20 protein-coding genes and 1 tRNA gene are annotated in these 17,756 nt (G+C 54.8%); 17 read left to right on the plus strand and 4 right to left on the minus strand.

Annotated features, from left to right (window positions below):
* Nucleotides 1–19 precede the first annotated feature (19 nt).
* From obgE to HMPREF9238_RS00440, 7 genes are all read left to right on the plus strand, one after another.
* A complete protein-coding gene (obgE, locus tag HMPREF9238_RS00410; protein ID WP_016443458.1) occupies nucleotides 20–1,546 on the plus strand; it encodes a GTPase ObgE in 1,527 nt (508 codons plus the stop codon).
* Between the two features lie 74 nt (nucleotides 1,547–1,620).
* The gene (gene nadD, locus HMPREF9238_RS00415; RefSeq protein ID WP_016443459.1) at nucleotides 1,621–2,235 is read left to right on the plus strand and encodes a nicotinate-nucleotide adenylyltransferase; all 615 of its coding nucleotides are present in this window, start codon (nucleotides 1,621–1,623) and stop codon (nucleotides 2,233–2,235) included.
* 24 nt (nucleotides 2,236–2,259) lie between these two features.
* Entirely contained in the window at nucleotides 2,260–2,610 is a 351-nt protein-coding gene (gene rsfS, locus HMPREF9238_RS00420) for a ribosome silencing factor (protein WP_016443460.1), read from the plus strand.
* A 17-nt stretch (nucleotides 2,611–2,627) separates the two neighbouring features.
* Nucleotides 2,628–3,248, plus strand: coding sequence for a histidine phosphatase family protein (locus tag HMPREF9238_RS00425; protein ID WP_016443461.1), 621 nt, complete (start codon nucleotides 2,628–2,630; stop codon nucleotides 3,246–3,248).
* Between the two features lie 94 nt (nucleotides 3,249–3,342).
* Nucleotides 3,343–3,415, plus strand: a tRNA-Ala gene (locus tag HMPREF9238_RS00430).
* A 452-nt stretch (nucleotides 3,416–3,867) separates the two neighbouring features.
* The gene (locus HMPREF9238_RS00435; protein WP_016443462.1) at nucleotides 3,868–4,563 is read left to right on the plus strand and encodes an ATP-binding cassette domain-containing protein; all 696 of its coding nucleotides are present in this window, start codon (nucleotides 3,868–3,870) and stop codon (nucleotides 4,561–4,563) included.
* Nucleotides 4,547–5,293: a hypothetical protein gene (locus HMPREF9238_RS00440; protein ID WP_016443463.1), complete on the plus strand. Its 747-nt coding sequence runs from the start codon at nucleotides 4,547–4,549 to the stop codon at nucleotides 5,291–5,293. Before HMPREF9238_RS00435 ends, HMPREF9238_RS00440 begins: the two co-directional genes overlap by 17 nt.
* Nucleotides 5,294–5,824: 531 nt before the next feature.
* Here HMPREF9238_RS00440 and HMPREF9238_RS00445 read toward each other — a convergent pair.
* The gene (locus tag HMPREF9238_RS00445) at nucleotides 5,825–7,180 is read right to left on the minus strand and encodes an aminotransferase-like domain-containing protein (RefSeq protein ID WP_016443464.1); all 1,356 of its coding nucleotides are present in this window, start codon (nucleotides 7,178–7,180) and stop codon (nucleotides 5,825–5,827) included.
* 90 nt (nucleotides 7,181–7,270) lie between these two features.
* Between HMPREF9238_RS00445 and pdxS the strand changes: the two genes are divergently transcribed.
* The 7 genes from pdxS to HMPREF9238_RS00475 all read left to right on the plus strand — a co-directional run bounded on the left by pdxS (nucleotide 7,271) and on the right by HMPREF9238_RS00475 (nucleotide 11,585).
* Nucleotides 7,271–8,152, plus strand: a complete 882-nt coding sequence (gene pdxS / locus HMPREF9238_RS00450) for a pyridoxal 5'-phosphate synthase lyase subunit PdxS (RefSeq protein ID WP_016443465.1) — start codon at nucleotides 7,271–7,273, stop codon at nucleotides 8,150–8,152.
* A 213-nt stretch (nucleotides 8,153–8,365) separates the two neighbouring features.
* Nucleotides 8,366–8,818: an AzlC family ABC transporter permease gene (locus tag HMPREF9238_RS00455; RefSeq protein WP_016443466.1), complete on the plus strand. Its 453-nt coding sequence runs from the start codon at nucleotides 8,366–8,368 to the stop codon at nucleotides 8,816–8,818.
* A gap of 11 nt (nucleotides 8,819–8,829) precedes the next feature.
* Nucleotides 8,830–9,087 carry a hypothetical protein gene (locus HMPREF9238_RS08500; protein ID WP_016443467.1) on the plus strand — a complete coding sequence of 86 codons (258 nt, stop codon included), beginning with the start codon at nucleotides 8,830–8,832 and terminating at the stop codon, nucleotides 9,085–9,087.
* Nucleotides 9,084–9,404: a branched-chain amino acid transporter permease gene (locus tag HMPREF9238_RS00460; protein ID WP_016443468.1), complete on the plus strand. Its 321-nt coding sequence runs from the start codon at nucleotides 9,084–9,086 to the stop codon at nucleotides 9,402–9,404. Before HMPREF9238_RS08500 ends, HMPREF9238_RS00460 begins: the two co-directional genes overlap by 4 nt.
* Before the next feature lie 151 nt (nucleotides 9,405–9,555).
* Complete coding sequence (locus HMPREF9238_RS09005; RefSeq protein WP_016443469.1) at nucleotides 9,556–9,981, plus strand: TM2 domain-containing protein; 426 nt, start codon at nucleotides 9,556–9,558, stop codon at nucleotides 9,979–9,981.
* Nucleotides 9,982–10,047: 66 nt separating this feature from the next.
* Nucleotides 10,048–11,022, plus strand: coding sequence for an aldo/keto reductase (locus HMPREF9238_RS00470; protein ID WP_198009449.1), 975 nt, complete (start codon nucleotides 10,048–10,050; stop codon nucleotides 11,020–11,022).
* Between the two features lie 38 nt (nucleotides 11,023–11,060).
* Complete coding sequence (locus HMPREF9238_RS00475) at nucleotides 11,061–11,585, plus strand: hypothetical protein (protein ID WP_016443471.1); 525 nt, start codon at nucleotides 11,061–11,063, stop codon at nucleotides 11,583–11,585.
* Nucleotides 11,586–11,648: 63 nt separating this feature from the next.
* On the opposite strand, the gene HMPREF9238_RS00480 is transcribed toward HMPREF9238_RS00475, so the two are convergent.
* Nucleotides 11,649–13,571, minus strand: coding sequence for an FAD-dependent monooxygenase (locus HMPREF9238_RS00480; RefSeq protein WP_016443472.1), 1,923 nt, complete (start codon nucleotides 13,569–13,571; stop codon nucleotides 11,649–11,651).
* Nucleotides 13,572–13,853: 282 nt separating this feature from the next.
* On the opposite strand from HMPREF9238_RS00480, the gene udk reads away from it, so the two are divergent.
* On the plus strand, nucleotides 13,854–14,471 hold the full coding sequence (udk, locus tag HMPREF9238_RS00485; protein WP_040316410.1) for a uridine kinase: 618 nt from the start codon (nucleotides 13,854–13,856) through the stop codon (nucleotides 14,469–14,471).
* On the opposite strand, the gene HMPREF9238_RS08505 is transcribed toward udk, so the two are convergent.
* Nucleotides 14,424–15,020, minus strand: coding sequence for a DNA-3-methyladenine glycosylase I (locus HMPREF9238_RS08505; protein WP_016443474.1), 597 nt, complete (start codon nucleotides 15,018–15,020; stop codon nucleotides 14,424–14,426). The two genes, udk and HMPREF9238_RS08505, sit on opposite strands and share 48 nt — an antisense overlap.
* Nucleotides 15,021–15,162: 142 nt before the next feature.
* Nucleotides 15,163–15,870 (minus strand): purine-nucleoside phosphorylase, encoded by a 708-nt coding sequence (deoD, locus tag HMPREF9238_RS00495; protein ID WP_016443475.1) that lies wholly within the window; start codon nucleotides 15,868–15,870, stop codon nucleotides 15,163–15,165.
* A 158-nt stretch (nucleotides 15,871–16,028) separates the two neighbouring features.
* Between deoD and HMPREF9238_RS00500 the strand changes: the two genes are divergently transcribed.
* Entirely contained in the window at nucleotides 16,029–17,582 is a 1,554-nt protein-coding gene (locus HMPREF9238_RS00500) for a sodium-dependent transporter (protein WP_016443476.1), read from the plus strand.
* Between the two features lie 2 nt (nucleotides 17,583–17,584).
* Entirely contained in the window at nucleotides 17,585–17,728 is a 144-nt protein-coding gene (locus HMPREF9238_RS08725; protein ID WP_016443477.1) for a methionine/alanine import family NSS transporter small subunit, read from the plus strand.
* Nucleotides 17,729–17,756: the final 28 nt, after the last annotated feature.

Raw genomic sequence — 17,756 nt, forward strand, 5'->3', positions numbered from 1 at the left:
GCCGTGTAGGGGAGTAGCTATGGCGTCATTTGTTGACAGGGTGACCTTGTACGTGACCGGTGGCAATGGTGGCCACGGCGCCGCATCAATCCGCCGGGAGAAGTACAAGCCACTTGGCGGCCCTGACGGGGGAAATGGTGGAGATGGTGGAAACGTGATTCTCGAGGTTTCGGATCAAACCACGTCACTGCTGGACTACCATCATCTTCCGCACCGTAAAGCTGAAAATGGCACGCCGGGTCTTGGGGGAGACGGAGAGGGACGCAATGGGGAAGACGTTGTGCTTCCCGTTCCCATCGGCACTGTGGTTAAGGAGGCGGATGGCTCCCTCATTGCTGACCTGACCGAGGTGGGGACACGCGTGGTCATCGCTGAGGGTGGTAGAGGAGGCCTTGGCAACGCGGCATTGGCTTCTCGTAAACGCAAGGCTCCGGGTTTTGCGTTGAAGGGTGAGCCGGGCGAGGAACGCACGGTCATTCTGGAACTGAAGTCGGTTGCTGACGTTGCGCTGGTTGGTTTCCCATCCGCGGGTAAATCTTCGCTTATCGCCGCCATGTCGGCTGCCCGTCCGAAGATTGCGGATTACCCGTTTACAACACTGGTTCCTAATCTGGGGGTTGTGCAGGCGGGCGAGATTCGCTACACCATTGCGGATGTGCCGGGCCTGATTCCAGGAGCTTCGGAGGGTAAGGGACTTGGTCTCGAGTTTTTGCGTCATATTGAACGCTCGTCTGTGATTGTGCACGTTTTGGACGCGGCAACGTTTGAGCCTGAGCGCGATCCGGTTTCGGACCTCAAGACGATTGAAGAGGAGCTAGCTCAGTATCGTTCCGATTTGGGCGAGTTGGAAGGCTATGTGCCTTTGGGGGAGCGTCCGCGCGCGATTGTGGTGAATAAGATCGACATCCCCGATGGTCGCGATATGGCACATATGCAAAGCGAGGAGCTACATGCTTTTGGCTGGCCGGTTTTTGAGGTTTCTGCGGTAACGCACGAGGGCTTGAAGGAGCTGTCTTTCGCGCTTGCGAAGATGGTGCAGGATCATCGTGACTCGATGCCCGAGATCGAGCCCGCACCCACGGTATTGCGTCCGCAGGCGATTGGCGGACGCGAACGTGATGAGGTCATTACGGTTCGCAAGGTCTCTCACGCTGGGCAGGACTTGTTCCAGGTTCGAGGCCGCAAGCCCGAGCGTTGGATTTTGCAGACTGATTTCGCAAATGATGAAGCGGTTGGCTACCTGGCAGATCGTTTGAGTTTGGCGGGAGTGGAAGACCTCTTGGCACAGGCGGGTGCGTTGCCTGGTGATCCCGTGGTGATTGGATCCATTGAGGATGGTGTCATTTTCGATTGGGAGCCGACCATGGAGACAGGTGCCGAGTTGCTTGGCCCACGCGGTTCAGACATGCGGTTTGAGGGCGGCGAGCGCCTGACCAGGCGCGAACGCAAGGCGCGTTTCCACGAGCGTATGGATGCAAAGCAGGCGGCTCGCGACGAGCTTTGGATGGACCGTGAAGCCGGAGTTTGGACCGATCCGGACGAGTAATGCGTATACGCTTCCGGCATCCTTTCAAACCCGTAGGATAGGGAAGTAGTTAGCGGCCGGTATTTGGATTGAATGTGAGGCACGTGAAGGGCGAGGTATTGAATCATAGGCCGTCCATTGGGGTGATGGGCGGTACGTTTGACCCGATTCACCATGGGCACCTCGTTGCGGCCTCGGAAGTAATGGACGTGTTCAATCTGGATCAGGTGGTTTTCGTTCCCACTCAGATGCAACCGTTCAAGGAGGGCCGCAGGGTTACGTCTGCGGAGCATCGCTATTTGATGACGGTGATTGCAACGGCCTCGAATAATCGCTTCACGGTTTCACGCGTTGATATTGACCGCGGGGGCACCACATACACGATTGATACGTTGAGCGATATTCATGCAATGAGGCCGGATGCTGACCTCTTCTTTATTACCGGCGCGGATGCGCTGGAACAGATCCTCACGTGGAAGGATTCAGACAAGCTTTTTGAGATGGCACATTTTATTGGCGTGACAAGGCCGGGCCACGAGCTGAACGCGAAGGGGCTTCCTCCGGCGTCAGTGTCTTTGCTGGAGGTGCCCGCGATGGCAATTTCGTCTACGGATTGTCGCGCGCGCGTGAAGGCTGGCAAGCCGGTGTGGTATTTGGTGCCGGACGGGGTTGTGCAGTACATAGATAAGTACGGTTTATATCGGCAATAGTTGTTTATTTCCGGAAGGTAGATTTTGGAACTTAGTGATTCGACGAGGCAGTACCTGCAGGTTGCGGTTAGGGCCGCACAGGATAAGTCAGGTATTAACCCGGTTGCGATCCTGGTTGGCGAGCGCACTCCGTTTACGGACGTGTTCTTGATCGTTTCTGCGTCGAGTGGTCGCCAGGTGCAGGCTATTGCAAACGAGGTCACCGATAAGGTGTTAGAAGCTGGGGGAAGGCGCCCACGCGTGGAAAGTGGCGAGGAGCTTTCCTGGGTACTTATGGACTTCGGCGATTTCGTGGTTCACGTTCAGTTGGAAGAGCAGCGCGAGTTTTACGCGTTGGAGCGTTTGTGGGCAGACTGCCCGGTTCTTGAGCTTTGAGGAGTTGAGTTGCTTCCATGAGTGGCGCATCGCTTGCTAAGTCTCGCGTGATTTTTGTGCGGCACGGCCAGACGGACTTTAATATTGGAGGTCGCGTTCAGGGCGTGATTGATATTGAGCTAAATGAGGCGGGGCGGGCGCAGGCGGCCTCGATGGGGCCTTTGGTGGCGGCGCTACAGCCCGATGTGATTGTTTCATCTGACCTCTCGCGCGCAATGGATACGGCGCTGGAGATCTCGAGACACGTGGGGCTGGAGGTGGTTGCGGACCCGCGCATTCGCGAGCGCAACTTCGGCGCGTTTGAAGGGATGACCCGCGATGAGATGCTGGCCCAGCACCCGAAGTGGTATCGCGACTGGCGTTCGAGTGGGGATTGCGCGCAAGCGCAAGTTGAATCGCGCGAGGACGTGGGGGAGCGCTTCGCCGAAGCGGTGAAAGAAGTGGTGTCCACCGGGCCGGGCACGTACGTGTTTGTGTCGCACGGTTCGGCTATTACGCAGGGGATTACCCACATGCTCGGGATCGCGCCGGGTTCCTGGTCTGGCTTGCGCGGCCTCGACAACTGTCACTGGTCGATTCTTGAGCAGGCAGATAGGTCCCCGTACTGGCGCTTGGTAGGCCACAACATAGGGGCGTGATCGCCGCTTATCGGTAGCGGCGTGCTCGTGAGCGGTCGCACAGGTGCCGGTTTGGCTAGGGCAGAGTTGTTCTGTATAGTTGTTACTTGTTTAAGGGGCTATGGCGCAGTTGGTAGCGCGCTTCCATGGCATGGAAGAGGTCAGGGGTTCGAATCCCCTTAGCTCCACTAACCGCCCGCTGGTGTTGATACGTCGACGCGCCAGCAGGTTTTGTTTTGCATTGGTTGCACCGAAATCTCTGATTCTGCCTCAATATCGGGATTGCGCGTAATAGTTGGGCTATAGGACATTTGGTGTTGCTTTTATTCCGAGTTTTGGTTGCTGTGGTGGGCGAAACTGGGGTTTTGAGTTGGTTTGCTTTAACTGCGAGGTCGGACAGGATGTGTTGGTAGAGGGCAGGTTTTTGCCTGTTACGGCGCGAGAAAGTCGCGTTTTGAGTTGCTCGTGTTGTGTTCGTGTGCATGAGTATTCCTTCTTGCCTTATTTGCAATGCGAAGATGACGCTTCATGCAGGTAGTTTGCCCAAAACAATTCACTTAAAATCAATTGTTGCTGCTGGGGCAATTGTTCTTCGTTTTTGTTTCAGTCTGCTTTTACTGTTTCGAGTTGGGTGAGGTCAATGGATGCTGTGGTTAAAGCGCAGAACTTGGTTGTGAGCTATGGCAAGCATCTTGCGCTACGTTTGGATGATTTTCGCATTGGCGCTGAGGCAGGAGTGGTGGGGCTTTTTGGTCCGAATGGAGCCGGTAAAAGCACGTTGCTTCGCACGATTGTGGGGGATATTGCTAGGGTCCAAGGGAGAATCGTGGCTCCTCATCGTGTAGCGGTGAGCTATCTTCCCGATGAACCTTTTTTGTATCCGTGGTTGCGAGTATCGCAATGCGTTGATTTGTTTCGTAGCCGATACGATGATTTCAGGACTGGTGCTTTTGAAGAGTTTCTTGAGGGGGCTTCTTTCTTGTCATCAGCCCGAGTGAGTGAGCTATCAAAAGGGATGAGTGAACGCCTTCATCTTGCGTTGATTATGTCTAGGGCTCCTAAGCTTTATGTGTTGGACGAGCCGCTGGCAGGGGTTGATCCGCTCACGAGAGATCATCTTCTTGCTCTGATCAAGAAATATCGTATTCCTAGCGCTCCGCTGTTGCTTAGTACTCACCTGATCAATGGCGTGGATTCTATTTTCGATGAGATTGTTCTTATTTCAGATGGGAAACTGTTGACTTATGATACTGCTAGCCATCTGCGAGATTTCGGCGATGGCGATTTAGAGCTGGCTTACAAGAGGAGCGTATCGGGCCATGTTAAGAATGACTGATTTTCGTCTTTTGGCAGCCAAACATGGGCGGGTCATGATTCCGTTAATCATGGTCATTATCGCTCTAGCAATCGTTCGGGTTGTGTCAGATGAGCTAGTGGTGCAGCAAATATACGGTATTGGCGTTATGCTTCTCGAAATTGCGATAACGCTGTATGCGTTAGATGCCGTGCTTCGGCTCACTGGCACTTGTGATGATCGTTTGCTCTTGCTTTCTTCTTTGTCGCGCTGGCGTTTAGCTGTTTGCAATATGCTCGTACTCTGCTTCTACCTCCTATGCAGCTATGGTGCTACGCTCCTACCATTAGCAAAGTCCTCATCGGTTGATGGGATGGTGCAGTTAGCTAATCTTCTCGGATATATCGTCTCGATATTCACTGGCCTTGGTTTGATGCTGCTCGTATCGTACACATTGAAAAATATTCGCACCCGTTTTCCTTATCTGTTATCGGCTTGGTTTGTTTTTTCGGTTACCATACTGCTCGCAGTGATTGCTTGTGTGCAGATGCTTAAAAAGGTTGCGCCAGAGGCTCAATGGCTATTAGGAGTGACCTCGAGCGACTCGATAGTCAACCTGTATTCAGCTAGTATCCCCGTCACTGTTATCGGGCTCGGGGATCAAGTGAACAATGCTTTCTTCTTCATCGTGGCGAATATGCTCCTGGGAATCATTGTCTGGTTGAGCGCGTTCATGCTCTCCCGTCGAAAAAACAACTTCATACGGCTATAGACAAGCTAGTAGACGGTTAATACTCCGCTCTGCAAGACTTACAGGTTGATTCCAAGATTTTGCACGCGAGGAGTCCCGCCTGTTGTCCAGTGCATCATGCCGTAGAAATTCGACCGGCCCTGCCCAAGATGCTCGCGTTTGGCTGACCTGCCATTTCGCTACCGGTCACCATCGAGAGCGGAGATGCGTGAGCGTCAGGGCTTGTGGAGTGGCCTAAGAATGAGGTACACGTGGTTTCGTTGTACTGCTCCCCATTAGTTGGACTGAGAAATCAGTTACCGACTAGTGGGGAGTAGTGTTTCAGTGAAATCGTCTTCGTTGTCCACTCGATCATTTTCTCATGGAAGATCAAGTGATGGCAGTGTTGCGTCTCGTGATTAGTTGACGGCGATTGCGGGAGGGCGGCAGGTTTGAAAAAGCGTTACGCCGGGTCTGGCCTGATAGTGAGCATCAAAGGTGTACTTTCCACATATTGCCGCGGGCGATACACCAAGTACATGTTGGAGTCTGCTTGGAAAGGACTCACGTTGTTCACTTGGGCACGATCTGGCGTAGATTCTTTAGTGCCGTGGTTAGTTTTTCGCGACTTCCTGCGCCCAGGCCAACAACTATTCCAGGCGTGCCAGCTCGCCCCGACCAGTATTTGCCCAGTGATTCTACAGCTAGTCCGGCCTCGTGAGCGTCCGCTAAAACCTCCTCTTCGACGTTCGGGGAAAGCTCGATGATCGCTCCTAGACTCCCATCCATGGTGCGGCCTTGAGGGAAAATCCGTTCAAAAACGCCGCGACGGAATTTGTATTCGCGGCGCATACGAGCGGTGTGCAGGCGCAGACCGTCAGCAGCGAGGAAGTTGGCGAGCGCATCTTGTGCTATTCCACAGACGGGGGTGAGCCTGGCCGCGATGCCCTCGCGTAGCGCTTGAGGCACGATGACGTATCCCAATCCCAAGGCAGGAGTGAGCGTTTTCGCAAATGAGCCAAGCAGTACCGTACCAGCAGGATCCAGCGCCACGAGGGCGGGGTGAGTAGCGCGTAGCTCAGAGTCGTAGTCGTCCTCAATGAGGAACGCGCCCGGGGTGGCGCGGCGCCACTCCACGAGCTCGCGCCGCCTCTTGGCCGACATTTGTAAACCGTATGGAAATTGGTGATTAGGGGTAGTGAGAACGGCGTCGGGGGACAGGTCGCGCAACGCTTTAGGTAACAAGCCGTCACCACTGGTCGGCAGAAACGTTGTTTCCCAGCCGATCGAAGCTGGCACTGCGCGAAGAGAACCGAACCCCGGATTTTCTACAGCGAGGCAGTTGCCTTGAGGTGGTGTATGCAAAGTGGCCGCGCGCATCTCTAACGGGGAGGCTTGGTTGGAATGACGCATGGCTGCGAGCGCGGCAAGGGTAGCGCGCAGCCCATCACGGGCGCCGGCGGTGATGAGTATGGATTGCGGGTCGATGGACACGGCCCGCGTGAGCCGGAAATGCTCGGCAAGTAGGTAACGCAGGCGGTCCGAACCCGGGCTTGGGTACGCATGCGGCTCAGCAACGGCCATGCGCCAGGCCCCGCGCCAAGTGGAAGTAGTGAGAGCTTCCAAAGGAGCGCCGGGACGAAGCAAACTCGGGGTCGGCACAACCGGCGTAGCACCGTGCTTAGATAGTCGCGAATGTCTCGTCCGCACAGTGATCGCAAGGTCCGGGTGAATGCGACTGCCCGAAGGTGTGGATAGCAAGATGCCTTCGCCAGAAAGTTGCTCATACGCACTAACAACCGAGCCTCGCGACACCCCGAGTTCGTTAGCTAACGCGCGCGTTGAGGGAAGTCGGTCACCGGGTGTGAGCGAGCCGTCTTCCAAGCGTTTACGAATATCTGCAACGATAGAAGCAGGAATTGATGGCACGGAATCCTCCGACGCATTCGCATTGTGGTCTAAAAAACTAACTTAAAACTGGTATTAACAATAGTCCACAGGTGGGTGAGAATAGGAACTATGAGTTACATGATTGAACCCGAAAAGCTCGTGCTTGCTGACGGCCTGAAGGGCGGCGTCATTATGGACGTCGTAACGGCCGAACAGGCCAAGATTGCTGAAGATGCTGGTGCTGTGGCCGTCATGGCACTTGAACGTGTTCCTGCGGACATTCGTGCTGAAGGCGGCGTGGCGCGCATGTCGGACCCGGATCTCATCGAGGGGATCATTAACGCCGTGTCTATCCCCGTAATGGCTAAGGCTCGCATCGGCCACTTCGTGGAGGCCCAGGTGCTGCAGACGCTCGGGGTTGATTGGGTGGATGAGTCCGAGGTGCTTTCCCCCGCTGACTACGTCAACCACATCAGCAAGCGCGAGTACGCCGTGCCGTTCGTGTGCGGTGCCACTAACCTCGGTGAGGCTTTGCGTCGCATCAACGAAGGCGCTGCGATGATCCGTTCAAAGGGTGAGGCCGGCACCGGTGATGTCTCGGAGGCCACCAAGCACATTCGGAAGATCAAGAAGGAGATCGCGGCGCTGGTGAACCTGACTGAGGATGAACTGTATGTGGCTGCCAAGGAGCTTGCTGCCCCATATGACCTGGTGGCTCAGGTAGCTCGCGAGGGCAAGCTTCCAGTGCCGCTCTTCGTGGCCGGAGGCGTGGCTACCCCGGCTGATGCGGCGATGATGATGCAGCTCGGCGCCGATGGCGTGTTTGTGGGTTCCGGTATTTTCAAGTCGGGCGATCCGAAGGCGCGGGCTGTGGCTATTGTCAAGGCGACCGCCTCCTACGACGATCCGCAGGTCATTGCCGATGTCTCTCGCGGTCTGGGAGAGGCCATGGTTGGGATCAACGTGGCTGATCTACCTGCGCCGCACCGCCTTGCCGAACGCGGCTGGTAACGCGATAGGCGTGATTGCTGAAACTTGATTACCCATTGTGAATGTTGAGCGGTGCGGGGACTAGTTCGTAACTGAACTGGTCCCCACACTTTTTGTTCGTTATTCGATAGGTGTGGAGCCTTGCCCTCCATGTGTGTGAGCAGTTTCATGGTGGCGTTGCCCACGTGGTGGACTGGTTTTGCCCGGCCGCAAGAGCCACCATAGGTTTTTTGTATGTCCGCAGCCACGCACTCTCCACTGGTTTTGGGGGCCCGAGACGCCCTCCCCGTAACCCTGGGTTACATTCCCCTCGGCATGGGGATGGGCATGACTCTCACGGGCGCGGGTCTGGACTGGTGGTGGGCTCCCATATTCTCACTGTTCATGTACGCCGGCTCGATGCAATATCTCGTAGTGCCGATGATCGCGGCGCGTGAACCGATCGCGGCGATAGCGCTTGCGACCCTCCTGATCCAATTCCGGCACGTTTTTTACGGGATCAGTTTCCCGCTTGACCTCGTTAAAAACAAGGTAGCGAGAATTTATTCGATTCATGCTCTTACCGATGAGGTCTATGCTGTCATCGCTTCGAAACCAAAGGCCGAACTGACGGGAGAGAGAGGATGCTGTGGACGCAAGTTTTCGCTCACGCCACCTGGACTATTGGATGTACGCTTGGCGCGCTAATCGGACTGGCTGTGCCGATTGACGCGCGCATTCTCAGCTTCGTATTGACCTCGCTGTTCGTCGTGTTAATGCTCGAGGCCTACCTCGCTAACCGGGCGCGCTTCGATTTCGCGCTGGCGGCAGTGATCGGTGTGGCCCTGCTCGTGCTGCCGGGATCGATCTACTTGCCCGTTGCTCTCGCCACTCTCACAGTGGCTCTGCTTATTGTCTCGCGCCTGAAGCCAGTCACCGCGATGTCGGACGGCGGAAGAAAGGATGGAATGCCATGACCGGCTATATTATCGGCATTGTCGCTACCGTCTTTGTCATAACGTTTTCGTTGCGCGCGGCGCCTTTCGTTTTCTTAACTCGCGTGCGTGATTCTCAAACGCTTGTCTACCTGGGCGCAGCCATGCCGGCAGGAGTCATGCTCATCCTCGTGATTTTCACCCTCCAGGATGTAACGTTCACCAGCGTGGAATCGTGGTTGCCTCCGGCTGCAGGCGTGATAACCACCCTTGGTATTCACCTGACTTTCCGCAAGGTGCTTTGGTCGCTCCTAGCGGGTACAGGAGTGTTCGCGATTGTGCTCGCTCTCGTTAGCTAACCAGCTTTCGCGCCGACCGACTTCAAGTAAATGCGAGCAAAGCGCGCAGCAAAACTGAACGCAACAATCTGGCGTGAGAGACACGCAGAGCTAAGAACCTCAAAGAGTGTTATATCTTGGTGTGCAGCAGAATAGATGAGGAGGGTTTCCAATGAGCTATCCGGAAAACAACAGCAACCAGGGGCAGGTGCCCGGCCCGGGCGAGAACTATTACTCTAACCAGTACCAGGCGCCGCCTCCCTCATACTCCCAGCAGCCTGGCGGGCAGTATGCCGGTCAGCAAAACCACGAGACATATCCCAACATGTACGCCGATCCGTACGTGGCGGCCGGATACAAGCGCGTGAACAAGCACCTCTTCGTTTGGCTTGGAGCATTCCTGCTGGGCGGGTTTGGTGTTGACCGTTTCATGCGCGGACAGGTGGGGCTCGGTCTCGTCAAGTTCTTCTGCAACTGGATGACGCTTGGCATTTGGGGTCTGGTGGACTGGATTATTGCCGCAGTCAAGGCCTATGGGGAAGCATTCGGCACCTCCGAAGAGATTGTTTTCGATCCCACCGGAGCATACATCCGCTAATAGAAACCACAACAGACGGGGAGTGCAGCTGGGGTGCCCCCGTCTTTTACGCGTTATATTGGCTGTATGAACAAATCTCTGCCTTCAATGCCGTACAACCGTTTAGGATCCTCGGGCCTACAGGTCTCGCAGTTCAGCTTTGGCTCCTGGGTTACGTTTGGAAGCCAAGTTGACACGGGTATCGCCAAGGAACAGCTTCAGATTGCCGCCGAAGCGGGCGTGAACTTCTTTGACAACGCAGAATCCTACGCGTTCGGTAAATCTGAAGAAATAATGGGCCAGGCTATCCGCGAGCTCGGTTGGAAGCGCCACGAGTACATCATCTCCACAAAGCTGTTCTGGGGAATTCACGACATGGTGAACATGAAGAACACGCTTAACCGTAAGTATTTGATGCAGGCAATTGATGGCTCCTTGGAGCGTCTTGGTTTGGACTATGTGGACCTGGTTTATGCGCACAGGCCCGATCCGAACACGCCCATTGAAGAAACTGTTTACGCATTTTCAGACATGATCAGTCAGGGCAAGGCCCTCTACTGGGGCACTTCTGAATGGTCTGCCGATGAGATTCGCGCGGCCTACGAAATTGCTGATCGCAGGAACTTGCGTAAACCCGTCATGGAGCAGCCGCAATACAACCTGCTCCATAGGCATAAAGTAGAAAGCGAGTTCGCTCGCCTATATGAGGACATAGGCCTGGGCCTCACTACTTGGAGCCCGCTGGCCTCTGGAATCTTGACCGGTAAATACCTTGACGGTGTTCCCGAGGGGTCGCGGGCCACCCTGAAGGGGCGTGAATCGATCGCAGAGGAGGCCCGCAAGCACGAAAAGGGCGTTCGTGCTCTGGTAGCTATGGCGAATGAACTCGAGGTGTCCCCAGCGCAACTGGCACTCGCCTGGGTTGCGGCAAATCCACACGTTTCTACGGTGATCCTTGGCGCCTCGTCTGCAAAACAGCTAGAGGAAAACCTTGGTGCACTAACTGCTCTGGAGCGTCTAACTCCCGAGCTCAAGGACAAGCTGGACCATCTTTTCGCGTAGAGCCCGCAAAGCGTGGTGGGCGCCAACCAGAGGAGACTATGGGTTCAACGAGCAAAATCGCACTGGCTTTAGCAAGCACGGTCTCACTCGCACTGGCACTTGCCGGTTGTGGTGGGCAAGACTCCAACCTCAAAGGCTCAACTCAAAATACGACCGCATCTTCACAGACGCTATCGCCGCTACAGTCTGGGGGAGCAGTCTCAAAGGCAGCTTCGTTTGGTGAGCTCGTAGAAGTCGAGGCCGGCGTGCGGGTTAGTGTTGGCAAACCCCAGCCGCTTGGTACCTATATGGGCGATCACGGCCAGCCTGTAACCCTTCCAATCACAGTAGAAAACGTAAGCGAGGAAGAGTTTTGGACCGACCACGTCACGGTTTCTGTTGTCTCTGGCGGGGTTAGCGCGCCAATAGTTGGCTCACAGGAGTCCGCAGCCATACAGCTTCCACCCACGCCCGTACTACCCGGCCAACAGGTCACGCTAGACCTGGGTTGCGAAGTCGTAGACATTGACGATGTAAATGTCAGTCTTGACCTCAAGGGACAAAACTCAATCACTTTCCGCTAATAGGAATGCTACCCAAATGGTTTGGGGGAAGCACAAACGCGCTTCCCCCAAAAACTATGCCGCTCAATTCTGTTCGATGTAGATCTTCGAGAAGAATTCACCGATCTCTTCGGGCTTGTCCAGTGGCACAACTTGAGCCACGTACATGTCTGGGCGCACAACCACTACCACACCGTCTTCGGAAAGCTTGCGCTCTTCCCAGATATCAGTGTCGGGCATATCGAATCCGTGCCATAGGCCCTTCGGAAGCTTGCCGAAAATCTTCTCCAGGTTTTGTAGTCCAAACGGACCATTTTCGGGCTTGAAGATTGCGGGAACATCGCCCGGGCAAATATCGCGGTGATCCTGCTGGTAGATGATCTTAACGTCAAAGAGGGCGTCGCGATCGCTATCCTTTGGAGTGAACTTATTAATGGGGGAGTCAGCTGACTCGTCCATCCACTTAGCCCACTCGGCGACCTTAGTACCCGAAGGCGCGGCGCGCTCCTTGTCAGCGAATACGTATATGCGCCAGCGACCATCAGCCTCGTGCGTGTGGCCCAAGTGAATCGGATTTGAATCCGACCGGCGCACAACCTTCGCGGACTTGAACCGCTTGCCAAGCGTGTAGCCCTTTGCCAAGTCCTGGTAGGTATTCGAACCAACCAGAAGTCCCTCGGGGTACTCGGTGCGGAAACCGTTCGAAAACTCACCGGTCTCTAAGTAGAAGTCCTCGATCGGAATATCAGCGCCCGGACCCTTGTAGGTGCCCGCAACACGCGCTGACCATTCGGAATCAAAATCGATTAGGTTTTGTGCAATGACCTGGCGCTCTTGCGTGTAGGTTTGCAATAAGGAAGCGGGGGCCAGCCCCTGCAAAACGTGCGCGACCTTCCAGCCGAGGTTGAACGCATCCTGCATCGATACGTTCATACCCTGGCCGGCCTTAGCCGAGTGCGTGTGGCAAGCGTCACCCGAAATGAACACGTGCGGATCACGAGTTCCAACCTCTTCGGTGGGGATTTCATCGAATCTGTCTGTTACGCGGTGGCCCACCTCGTAGACGGACCACCAGGCTACGTTCTTCACGTCAATCGAGTATGGGGAAACGATTTCGTTCATCCGGCGGATGATCTCTTCCACCGGCGTCTTGCGCACCGCGTGGTTGTCATTCTCGTCAACGATGCCAAGATCCACGTACGTGCGGAACAGGTAACCGCCTTCACGGGGAATGTGTAGGATCGATCCGTGCTTGGACTGGATGATGGATTTGAGACGAATATCTGGGAAGTCAGAATTCGCGAGGACGTCCATAACGCCCCAGGCTTGGTATTGAACGTTACCCAGGTGGCGCGCCCCGATGGCTTTGCGAACCTGGGAGTGAGCGCCATCCGCGCCGTGCACGTACTTCGCAGCAACCGTGCGAGTTTCCCCCTCGTTGTCCGGGCCGGTGCCAACTAGGTGTACTGTAACCGGGTACTCATCTTCGTAGTGGAACTCTAGGCCCGTAAACGACCAGCCCCAGTTTGGGACGAGTCGCGAGGGGGAATTATAGGCAAACTCGCGGAAGTAGTCGAGCACGCGGGCCTGGTTCACGATCAGGTGCGGGAACTCAGAAATGCGATGAGGATCGTCTTCGGTGCGGTGCATACGCTTAATATGATCCGGGTTTTCCGGATCCGGCTGCCAAAATGCAGTCTCAACAATCTTATAGGCCTCTGCGGTGATCTCCGGCGCAAAACCGAATGCCTGGAAGGTCTCAACCGAACGTGCCTGAATTCCATCGGCGTGTCCAAGAGGGAGCCTGCCGGCACGTTTATCAATAATCGCGGTAGAGATGTCGGGGAAAACTGACATCTGGGCAGCCATCAGCATGCCCGCAGGACCGGCGCCAACAATCAGAACATCAACTTCATCGGGGAGTTCTGCGGGGCGGTCGATTCCGAGGCCCTGAGCAACTTTAACTCGGGGGTTTTCAGAGACGTAACCATGGTGGTGAAATTGCACGATGATTCCTCACTACTTTGTGGGCGGCGGACCGTTCCGCCGAACCGGTCGTACATATATTCGTATACGATTATGGCAAGAGTGGCCGACTAACGGGCACGAGTGTGATTCAACTCACATAATAGTGGCAGTTTGTGTGGAGGGGCAGGCGCTTGGGTCTCACAGATTGGTTTCTAAAGGCAAGCGCACGTGCATGGATGCTCTAGTTGCAGTTTGTGAATGCGGGCGTTTTCGCCACTATCCACTAGACTTAGAAAAAATCTCGCAGATCGGGGTAGCAACGTGCGTTCGCTCGTCATTGGTATTGCAGGCGGAACAGCAAGCGGTAAGACGTCTTTGACTAAGGCGCTTGTGAAGGAATTTAAAGGTAACACTGCGGTTGTCTACCTCGATAACTACTACAAGTCGCATACCGGCCTCACCTATGAGCAGCGCGCAGCCCTAAATTATGACGCGCCCACGGCATTCGACATTGATCTGATGATCGAACAGCTCCGTCAGTTGATCGACGGAAATCCCATCGAATGCCCGGTGTATGACTACACCATTCATAACCGCAGTGAAGAGGTTCAGGAAATCGCGCCTCAACCCGTTGTAATTGTAGAAGGGATTTTGCTTTTCGTGTTTCCCCAGCTTTGCGAGCTGTTTGACATCAAACTGTTCGTGGACACGGATGCCGATGAACGCATCTTGCGCCGCGTACGTCGCGACATGGTTGAGCGTGGCCGCACGATTGACTCAATCGAAAAGCAGTACTTGGAAACTGTAAAGCCGATGCACGACCTCTACGTGGAGCCTTCTAAACGCAAAGCCGACATCATTATTCCTGATGGAGTGCAGAATTTGGTTGCACTAGACATGATTATTAACAGGATCAACAACTATCTGCATAGTGTTTAAACCGCTCTCGATTATTGGCTCTTCCTGTAGCCAGGGAAGGGCGAGATCGAATGATTCCACTAGAGCTCGAATCAGCTTTGGGCCTGTAAAAGTAAACCCCCAGTCGTTAAAAAAGTGGCGAAGCAGTGTCATTTGCTCCTCGCCGTAGACCGGCCAACCCCCAGGTTTCCCCGCGGAGTTTTCGAGCACGGCTAGAAAGGCGTTCTTTCGCTTCTCGTGTTGTACAGTGCTGCGATACTCCTGGATGGCTCCAGCGTTTTGGATAACCGCCCGAATTTTGCGCTCGTTCTTAATTGGGCTATCGCCTTTTAGCAATCTGGCGACATCCTCATCTTTCATTTTCGCCACCGCTTCGACCTTGAAGTTGCTAAACGCTGAGCGAAGTGCTTCTCGTTTGGAAAGCACAGTCGCCCAAGTTAATCCGGCTTGGAAAGTTAACAGGCTTAACATTTCAAATGCGGCGTCGTCGTTTTCTGGAAGGCGTCCCCACTCGTCGGTGTAGTACCTTCTTGTCTCTTCGTTGGCATCTGCCCATTTTGGAATAGTCATTATTTCTCCTCTCAAGCAAAAAGTAAGCCTACGAGGAAGCCAGACGAAGGCATGGGGGCGGTGGTGTGGACGGGGACGGGTTTGAGCCTTGTGGGGACAAAAAAGGGGAGCGCCGCCTGGCGCCCCCCCCTATGGTTCAGGTTTAAGCAAATGCTGCCGCTACCGCGAGCTTTAGCGCGCCCTGGAACTTAGTCTCACGCTCTTCGGCGCTCATGTCGCCAGAGTGATCGAGTAGGTGGTCGGAAACCGTTAGGACCGTAAGGGCCTGTTTGCCGAACTCGGCGGCCACTCCATAGAGTGCGGCGGCTTCCATGTCTACGCCCAAAACTCCATAGTTTGCCAGGCGTTCAACCTGGCCTTCGGGCGTTAGGTAAAAGTGGTCGCGAGAAATGATGGTGCCAACGTGAACGTTGTCGGTTTCGCTCGCCGCGTCAACAGCTGCGCGGATCAGGTCGTACGAGGCAACCGGGCAGAAGTGAAGACCAGGCAGGCGGTAGGTGTTCATTGCAGAGTCAGTGTGCGCGCCTAGAGCAACCACAACGTCGCCAACTGCAACGTTGTGAGCGATGCCGCCGCAGGTTCCAACGCGGATGATTCTCTCAACACCATATTCGCGAAAGAGCTCCGTTGCGTAGATGGTTGCCGAAGGTTGTCCCATTCCTGAGCCCATAACCGAAAGAGGCTTGCCGTCAACTGTGCCGGTAAATCCAAGCATCCCGCGCACGTCCGTAACCAGGCGGGCATCGTCCATAAGCATGTGGGCGATGCGTTCGGCGCGCTTCGGATCGCCGGGGAAGAGAACTGCTGGCGCGAAATCTCCCTTTTCTGCGGCGATGTGGGGTGTTGCCATTAGTTTTGCCTTTCTTTATTAACTGTATGGAAAAGTGCCTTCATATAGTGTTGCTCATTACAGTTTCGATTGCCAGTGTTCACACTTAGAGACAGAGTGTTGAAAAATGCGAGTATGGCGCTATGTTTTGCTTATCTCATTAAGTGCAAGGAGATAAAATGTCTGAAAATACTGGACCTGTCGAGACAAATAGCGCTTCGCGTGATCACTGGACTGGTCAATATGGTTTCTTGATGGCCGCAATTGGTTCTGCAATCGGCCTGGGCAATATTTGGCGCTTTCCCGGAGTAGCCTATTCAAACGGTGGAGGGGCGTTCATCCTCCCGTATCTAATCGCGCTGCTATTCGTGGGTATTCCCGTGCTGTTTCTCGATTACAGCCTGGGGCACAAGTACCGCGGCTCCGCACCGCTTACGTTTAAACGTCTGAACTCCAAGGCGGAAAGCCTCGGCTGGTTCCAGGTAATGGTTTCGTTCATTATTACCGTCTACTACGCAGTGATCGTGGCGTGGGCGATGATGTACGCCATCTATTCGGTTCGCCTCGCGTGGGGGGAAGACACTACCAGCTTCTTCGTTTCGGACTTTTTGCAGGCAAGTGGTGACCTCATCAGCTTTAAGCCGGTTCTGAGCATACTTATCCCACTGGTTGTTCTTTGGTTCTTCGTCCTCTTTATTCTCGGACGCGGTGTCTCGAAGGGCGTTGAGCGTTTGAATAGGGTTTTCCTCCCACTTTTGGTAGTCCTGTTCCTCATTATGGTGGTGCGTGCTCTGTTCTTGCCGGGCGCTCTGGAGGGCTTGAACGCGTTCTTCACTCCGGACTGGTCCGCACTCTTTGATGCCAACGTTTGGCTTGCAGCAGTAAGTCAGATTTTCTTCTCATTGTCCATCGCTTTTGGCATCATGCTTACCTACGCCTCCTATCTGCCGCGTAAGGCAAACCTGGCTGGCACGGGCCTTGTTGCTGGATTTGCTAACTCCTCGTTTGAGATCCTTGCGGGTATCGGCGTGTTTGCAACCCTCGGTTTCATGGCGAATCAGCAGGGCGTTGGACTGAACGAGCTTGAAGGTATTACGGGCGTTGGTCTTTCCTTCATGACCTTCCCCGCAATCATTAACCAGATGCCTGGTGGTCCACTGTTTGGCGTCTTGTTCTTCATCTCGCTCGTCCTAGCTGGTATCACTTCACTTTTGTCGCTACTCCAAGTGGTGTCGGGTGCATTCCAGGACAAGTTCGGATACTCGGCCCGAAAAGCTGCAGTTACTGTGGGCGCGGTCGCGGGGGTAGTTTCGGTGGTCCTATTCTCTACCACCACCGGCCTGAACACGCTCGACGTGGTGGACGCATTCATCAATAACGTAGGTGTCGTGTTCTCGGCGATCCTGATGACACTACTTGCCTACTTCGCAGTTCCGAAGGTGCGGGCACTGCGCAAGCACCTGAACCTTGCCTCGTCCGTTCCTGTCCCCGCGGCGTGGGACTGGATCGTTGGCCTCGTAACACCCGCGCTACTCGCAGTGATGCTGTTCCAGGCTCTCATCGGCTACGTTACGGAAGGATATGGGGATTGGAGCGCAACAAGCCCCAACGTCCTCATATTTGGTTGGGGAACAATCGTAGTGGCCGTCATAGGGGCGATAGTTTTCACCAAACTGCCCTGGCGTGAGGCCAAGCACGAAGATGTCATCAAGTTCAAGGGAGAGGAAGACTAATCATGGAACCGGCATCGATCATCCTTATGGTTCTAACCATCCTCGTAGTGTGGGGCGGCCTCGTTGCCTCCGTGGTGGCACTACAAAAATCTGATATTCCAGAACCACAGATCGAAGGCGAGCCTACGGGTGCGCTAACCGACTAGTTTTTCGCTTCGCGATTAGTCGCTTAAG

It is taken from the genome of Gleimia europaea ACS-120-V-Col10b (assembly GCF_000411155.1).
Lineage (GTDB): Bacteria > Actinomycetota > Actinomycetes > Actinomycetales > Actinomycetaceae > Gleimia > Gleimia europaea_B.

Coding starts and splice junctions, on each gene's coding strand:
- obgE (WP_016443458.1), top strand. CDS start 20: ATGGCGTCATTTGTTGACAGGGTGACCTTGTACGTGACCGGTGGCAAT.
- HMPREF9238_RS00425 (WP_016443461.1), top strand. CDS start 2,628: ATGAGTGGCGCATCGCTTGCTAAGTCTCGCGTGATTTTTGTGCGGCAC.
- HMPREF9238_RS00435 (WP_016443462.1), top strand. CDS start 3,868: ATGGATGCTGTGGTTAAAGCGCAGAACTTGGTTGTGAGCTATGGCAAG.
- HMPREF9238_RS00440 (WP_016443463.1), top strand. CDS start 4,547: ATGTTAAGAATGACTGATTTTCGTCTTTTGGCAGCCAAACATGGGCGG.
- pdxS (WP_016443465.1), top strand. CDS start 7,271: ATGAGTTACATGATTGAACCCGAAAAGCTCGTGCTTGCTGACGGCCTG.
- HMPREF9238_RS00455 (WP_016443466.1), top strand. CDS start 8,366: ATGTCCGCAGCCACGCACTCTCCACTGGTTTTGGGGGCCCGAGACGCC.
- HMPREF9238_RS00460 (WP_016443468.1), top strand. CDS start 9,084: ATGACCGGCTATATTATCGGCATTGTCGCTACCGTCTTTGTCATAACG.
- HMPREF9238_RS09005 (WP_016443469.1), top strand. CDS start 9,556: ATGAGCTATCCGGAAAACAACAGCAACCAGGGGCAGGTGCCCGGCCCG.
- HMPREF9238_RS00470 (WP_198009449.1), top strand. CDS start 10,048: ATGAACAAATCTCTGCCTTCAATGCCGTACAACCGTTTAGGATCCTCG.
- HMPREF9238_RS00475 (WP_016443471.1), top strand. CDS start 11,061: ATGGGTTCAACGAGCAAAATCGCACTGGCTTTAGCAAGCACGGTCTCA.
- HMPREF9238_RS08505 (WP_016443474.1), bottom strand. CDS start 15,020: ATGACTATTCCAAAATGGGCAGATGCCAACGAAGAGACAAGAAGGTAC.
- deoD (WP_016443475.1), bottom strand. CDS start 15,870: ATGGCAACACCCCACATCGCCGCAGAAAAGGGAGATTTCGCGCCAGCA.
- HMPREF9238_RS00500 (WP_016443476.1), top strand. CDS start 16,029: ATGTCTGAAAATACTGGACCTGTCGAGACAAATAGCGCTTCGCGTGAT.
- HMPREF9238_RS08725 (WP_016443477.1), top strand. CDS start 17,585: ATGGAACCGGCATCGATCATCCTTATGGTTCTAACCATCCTCGTAGTG.